Annotated in this window: 2 protein-coding genes; both read right to left on the reverse strand. The window is 47.9% G+C overall.

All coding sequences use genetic code 11. The features are described from left to right. Positions 1–178 (reverse strand): HisA/HisF-related TIM barrel protein (locus ACP45E_RS20955; RefSeq protein ID WP_241824363.1); only part of this gene is annotated, 178 nt, incomplete at its 3' end. Continuing rightward, positions 160–582 (reverse strand): HisA/HisF-related TIM barrel protein (locus ACP45E_RS20960; protein WP_241824362.1); only part of this gene is annotated, 423 nt, incomplete at its 5' end. The genes ACP45E_RS20955 and ACP45E_RS20960, both read right to left, overlap by 19 nt.

Below are 582 nucleotides of genomic sequence, written 5' to 3' on the forward strand. Positions count from 1 at the left end.
CACGGCCATCACTTGATGCGGTGATGTCATAAAATACCAACTCATCAGCCCCTTCTTCAGCATAACGCTGAGCCAATGGAACGATATCACCGATGATCTCGTGGTTACGAAACTGAACACCTTTTACCACTTGCCCGTCACGAACATCGAGGCAGGGAATTATTCGCTTTGCCAACATGCAAATGCCTCCTCTGCGGTAAACTTACCATCAAGTAGTGCTCGTCCCACAATCACGCCAGATACGCCACTGCCTTTGAGTGCTTCAATGTCAGCTAGGCTGCCAATACCACCAGATGACTGAAACTGGACTTGTGGATATTGCTTACACAGATCGATATACAGCTCAACATTGGAGCCCTCTAACGTGCCGTCTCGAGAAATGTCGGTACACAGCACATGCTTTAAGCCCACAGTTAAGTAATCATCAACCAGTGCTTCAATGGTCACTCCTGAATCTTCCTGCCAGCCTGAAATAGCCACTCGCCTAACGCCTTGTTCATCGATATTAATGTCCAATGCGAGAACAATTTTTTCTGCGCCGTACTTTTCCATCCAGCCTTTGACCAGAGATCGGAAGAGCGG

The sequence above is a fragment of the Vibrio genomosp. F10 str. 9ZD137 genome, assembly GCF_049974785.1.
Taxonomy (GTDB): domain Bacteria; phylum Pseudomonadota; class Gammaproteobacteria; order Enterobacterales; family Vibrionaceae; genus Vibrio.